The organism is Mycobacterium talmoniae, assembly GCF_001854525.1.
Classification (GTDB): Bacteria; Actinomycetota; Actinomycetes; order Mycobacteriales; family Mycobacteriaceae; genus Mycobacterium; species Mycobacterium talmoniae.
Genome location: NZ_MLQM01000274.1, coordinates 1 through 3,817 on the forward strand (window position 1 = coordinate 1; position 3,817 = coordinate 3,817).

At 70.1% G+C, this 3,817-nt stretch carries 6 protein-coding genes and 1 pseudogene; 6 read left to right on the plus strand and 1 reads right to left on the minus strand.

From position 1 onward, the window contains the following. Positions 1 to 113 precede the first annotated feature (113 nt). From BKN37_RS26205 to BKN37_RS26215, 3 genes and pseudogenes are all read left to right on the plus strand, one after another. A pseudogene (locus BKN37_RS26205) lies at positions 114 to 629 on the plus strand (DUF4226 domain-containing protein); the annotation flags it as partial. Between the two features lie 41 nt (positions 630 to 670). Next, positions 671 to 988, plus strand: a complete 318-nt coding sequence (locus BKN37_RS26210) for an ESX-1 secretion-associated protein (protein WP_071030130.1) — start codon at positions 671 to 673, stop codon at positions 986 to 988. Beyond that, positions 985 to 1,296: a DUF2694 family protein gene (locus tag BKN37_RS26215; protein ID WP_071030132.1), complete on the plus strand. Its 312-nt coding sequence runs from the start codon at positions 985 to 987 to the stop codon at positions 1,294 to 1,296. Before BKN37_RS26210 ends, BKN37_RS26215 begins: the two co-directional genes overlap by 4 nt. Positions 1,297 to 1,308: 12 nt before the next feature. Here the strand turns inward: BKN37_RS26215 and BKN37_RS29415 are convergent, their stop codons facing one another. Further along, positions 1,309 to 1,452, minus strand: coding sequence for a hypothetical protein (locus BKN37_RS29415; protein WP_165618402.1), 144 nt, complete (start codon positions 1,450 to 1,452; stop codon positions 1,309 to 1,311). A 102-nt stretch (positions 1,453 to 1,554) separates the two neighbouring features. Here BKN37_RS29415 and BKN37_RS26220 point away from each other — a divergent pair, with 102 nt between their 5' ends. The 3 genes from BKN37_RS26220 to BKN37_RS26230 all read left to right on the plus strand — a co-directional run bounded on the left by BKN37_RS26220 (position 1,555) and on the right by BKN37_RS26230 (position 3,741). After that, a complete protein-coding gene (locus BKN37_RS26220) occupies positions 1,555 to 3,084 on the plus strand; it encodes a DUF5631 domain-containing protein (protein WP_071030134.1) in 1,530 nt (509 codons plus the stop codon). A gap of 61 nt (positions 3,085 to 3,145) precedes the next feature. Then, positions 3,146 to 3,466, plus strand: a complete 321-nt coding sequence (locus tag BKN37_RS26225) for a DUF2710 family protein (protein ID WP_071030136.1) — start codon at positions 3,146 to 3,148, stop codon at positions 3,464 to 3,466. Further along, positions 3,463 to 3,741, plus strand: coding sequence for a hypothetical protein (locus BKN37_RS26230; protein ID WP_071030138.1), 279 nt, complete (start codon positions 3,463 to 3,465; stop codon positions 3,739 to 3,741). Before BKN37_RS26225 ends, BKN37_RS26230 begins: the two co-directional genes overlap by 4 nt. The last annotated feature ends 76 nt before the right edge of the window (positions 3,742 to 3,817 follow it).

The window sequence follows — 3,817 nt, forward strand, 5'->3', positions numbered from 1 at the left end:
TTTAAAACGCAGAAGACGGCATCCGGACCCCCGCGGTGCCGGGGGGGCAGGAAGAGGTGAAAAAGAGCCGGCCGCCCCCCCCCGCCCGGGACCGCCCCCCGAGGCACCGCGGGGCCGCCCCGCCGCTACCCGACGACAGGTCGGAGGACGTGCTGCCGGAGGACGACCTCGATTGCCCACCCGATGACGAGCCCGCCGCGCCGGAGTCGGCTCCGGTGGCGGACCCCACCACGGTCACCCTGCCCGACGGTGAGATCGTCACCGCCGCCAGCCCGCAGCTCGCCGCGGCGATCAAGGCCGCGGCCGACGGAACACCTATCGCAGATGCCTTCCGCCAGCAGGGCATAACCATTCCGCCGCCGGGCACCGCGGTCACCGACCCGATCGACCCGGCGCAGCTCATCCCCGGCGACATCGGCATGTTCACCGACCGCCACGCGCTCGCCGTCGGGCACAGCAATGCGCTGCTTGACGGTCAGATTCAGCGCATCGCCAACGTCAACGGACCAAGTTTCCTAGGCTGGCAGCATCCGCCGGCACCGGAAACGACGGTCGCGCCGACCGCCCCGGGCCCGACGACCAGCGAGCCGCCCATCCCGACGAGGCCGTCGGCCACCGTCGCCACGTAAGCGGTCGGCTACCGCGCTGGCCGCGAAACAGGAGGTAGAACATGGCAGATCGAACCCATGTGGTGCCGGCGAACCTCACGGAAGCCGCTGCCCAGCACCAGCAAACCGCCGAGTACCTCCGCACCGTCCCGTCCACGCACGCGGCGATCGAAGAAAGCCTGGAGTCGCTCGGGCCGATCTTCGGCGGGCTGCGGCAGGCCGGCATCGAACTGCTCGAGCAGCGACGCCGGTGCTACCAACGGCAGGCCGACGCGCACGCCGAAACCGCGGCGAACCTGCTGAAGTCGGTACGCCTGTGGCAACAACAGCAGGACGACGCCGGGGATCGCTTCGACGGCGTCGTCGATGACCGTCAATGACGGACGCCAACCCGCAGTTCGACACGACCCATCCGAGCGGACACATCCTGTTTCGGTCCAGCCGCGGCGGCTGCCTGCACAGCGTGGCGCTCGGCGAGGCGGCGCTGGACACCGACGCGGAGACCTTGGCGCACGCCATCCTGCTGGTCGCCGAGGTGTCCTACCTCAAGGCCGCGCTACAGGTGCGCGGCGAGATCGTCGCGGCCGGGCACACGCCGTCCGCGGCGGTGCCCACCCCGCGTGACCTTGAAGTCGCCACCGAGAAGCTGCTGGCGCATCAGCTGCGCCCTCGGGCCGGCACGCATTGACCGAATGCCCGCCTAGCGCACCCAGCGGTGCGCCGCGTCCGGATCGGGGGTGATACCGGTCGGGGGTTCGACGGGCTCGGAGCCGAACAGCCCGCGGGCCCGCCGCAGCAGGGCGCGCACCTCATCGAGCTGTTGCTGAAGCACCGATTCAGCCATGCCTGCCACGCTACTCACGCCCCATCACTCCCACAATTCACCGAGTTGGGGGCCGTCGAAAGCCGAAGTGACCGGTTCCGAGGTGACGGTACGCTGGCGCGGGTGGGGATCTTCGGTCGGCGAACGGCTCGGCGGCGTCTCCGCAAGGCGGCCCGCCAATCGCTGGCGACGCCGCCGTTCAGCCCGCCCATCGACTCCACCCCGTGGGTGCTGGGCGGCCTGTGGCCAGCCGAGTTAGCCGAGATCACCACTCAAAACGCTGCGGTCGCAGAGTATCTCAACGCCGATCTGCAACGGATCGCCAACTCCGCGAACGAGCGGATCCAGGAGCTACGGCAAGCCAACTTGACCGCCGTGGCCCGGCAAGCCGAAGAAGAGCGGGTGATCAAGGCCGCCCGCGAATTCGCGGTGCTGCGGGTCGAGTCGACGGTCCGGGCGATGCGCAGCGAGAGGCCGGCCCCCGACGAGCGGGGTGCCGTCGACGGAACCACCACGGTGCTGCGCCCGCCACCAGCGCGCGCCGAACCGGAGGTCACCAAACCCGAACCGGAGGTCACCAAACCCGAGCCGGAGGCCACCGAACCCGAGCCGGTCACCGACCGCACCACCGGGGAGGGGCGTACCGAGGGGCTGGCGACCACACCGCTGGCGGTGGAACGCACCGCGGAGCTCGGCACCACGCCGCTGAGCGTCGAGCGCACCGCGGAGCTCGGCACCACGCCGCTGAACGTCGAGCCGACCGCGGAGCTGACCACCCGGACGCTGCGGGAGGTGACCACCGACGCATTGGACACCGCCAAGGACGCGTCGACCGACACGCTGACCCCCGGTGCCGACGATGTCACCGACCGCCAAGCCGAGACACCGCTGCGGGGCGACGGTCCGACCGAGGAACTGACCGCGCGGACCGACAAGCTGGCCGCCCGGCGCCCGGGCGAGGAGCGGACCGACAAGCTAACCCCGAAACACGCCGCGGCCGACGTCGAGCCGACACCGGCCGAACCGGAGTCGGGTCACGCCCGGTTGAAGCGGCTGCTCGCGTTCGTCGCGCGCCAGCAGCCGGAGCTGTGCTGGGCCGTCGGGGACCGTGCGGACGGCACCACGGTCTTGGTCACCGACCTGGCGCACGGATGGATACCACCCGGGATCGCGCTGCCCGCCGAGGTGCGGCTGCGGGAACCGGGCCGCCGCGGCGGCACCGTGGCCGCGTTACTGGGGCCCACCACGCTGTTCACCACCTACGCTCCGGGCGATCGGCTCGGCTGGACAACCGATTTCGCCCCGATCGAGTCCTCGCTGCAGTCGCGGCAACTCCCCGCGGTCAGCGATCTCGGCCGGGAGCTGGCCGACGCCACCGCGGGGCGCGAAGACCTGCCGCGGCTGGTGCACACCGTGGCCGACGCCGCCGCAGCGGGAACCGACGTGGTCGATGCCGAGATGGACCTGCTGCGCGTGCACCTCGACACCGCGCGCTACCAGTTGCTGACCCAGTATCCCGAAGCCGATGCCGCCCTGCTGCTGAACTGCTTGCTGCTGGCCGCCACCGAAGGCCTCGCCGCCGGCGACACCGTCTCGGCCAACTACCACTTCTCGTGGTTCCAGGTGCTGAACGGGTTGCCGCCCGGCGACTGAGCGCTCCCGCAGATTAGCTGGACAATGAATTGACGCTGGTCGGGGCGGGTCGGATACTGGCATGGTGTCCGGGGCGGACCATCGCGCCGAACTGAGCGACAAGGATCTCGTCGAAGCAGTTCTGCGGGAACTGAGCGAGGCGGCCGACAAGTGGGAGGCACTGGTCGCCGAGGCCGAGACCGTCACCTACAGCGTCGATTTGGGTGATATCCGCGCGGTGGCCAACGCCGACGGCAGGCTGATCGAGCTGTCCCTGCACCCCGGGGTCGTCACCGACTACACCCATGACGAGTTGACGGATCGCCTGAACCTCGCGTTCACGGCGCTTCGGGAGGAAGCCGAGGCCGACTACCAGGCTCGATACGGCGGCGGCGCGCGATGATGCCCGACCCGATCCGGGACGGTGTCGAGCTGCTGGTTCGCGGCCACCACCTGTACGCCGGGGACGCCGTCGCACCGCCGGCCGCGCAGACACCGCAGACCCTGCACGACCATGCCGACCGGCTGGTGCGGAGCATCACCCGCGAGGGGACTGGAGCCGCGGCGCCGACCACCCGTCGGCTGGCCGCCGGCCTGACCGGCATGGCGGCCGTCGACACCGAAGCGGCGGTGCTGCTGCTGTTTCTTTTAAACAATTTCCAGCCCACTAGAAAATAAGCCATATCGGTCTCTGTGTTTCTTTTCCAAAACACATAGCCCACGTGCCTTCCTCCTCTCTCGTTTGCCTTCTTCT

What these genes read in the sequence shown, in the direction of transcription:
- BKN37_RS26210 (WP_071030130.1), top strand. Translation starts at nt 671, where the DNA reads ATGGCAGATCGAACCCATGTGGTGCCGGCGAACCTCACGGAAGCCGCT.
- BKN37_RS26215 (WP_071030132.1), top strand. Translation starts at nt 985, where the DNA reads ATGACGGACGCCAACCCGCAGTTCGACACGACCCATCCGAGCGGACAC.
- BKN37_RS29415 (WP_165618402.1), bottom strand. Translation starts at nt 1,452, where the DNA reads ATGGCTGAATCGGTGCTTCAGCAACAGCTCGATGAGGTGCGCGCCCTG.
- BKN37_RS26225 (WP_071030136.1), top strand. Translation starts at nt 3,146, where the DNA reads ATGGTGTCCGGGGCGGACCATCGCGCCGAACTGAGCGACAAGGATCTC.
- BKN37_RS26230 (WP_071030138.1), top strand. Translation starts at nt 3,463, where the DNA reads ATGATGCCCGACCCGATCCGGGACGGTGTCGAGCTGCTGGTTCGCGGC.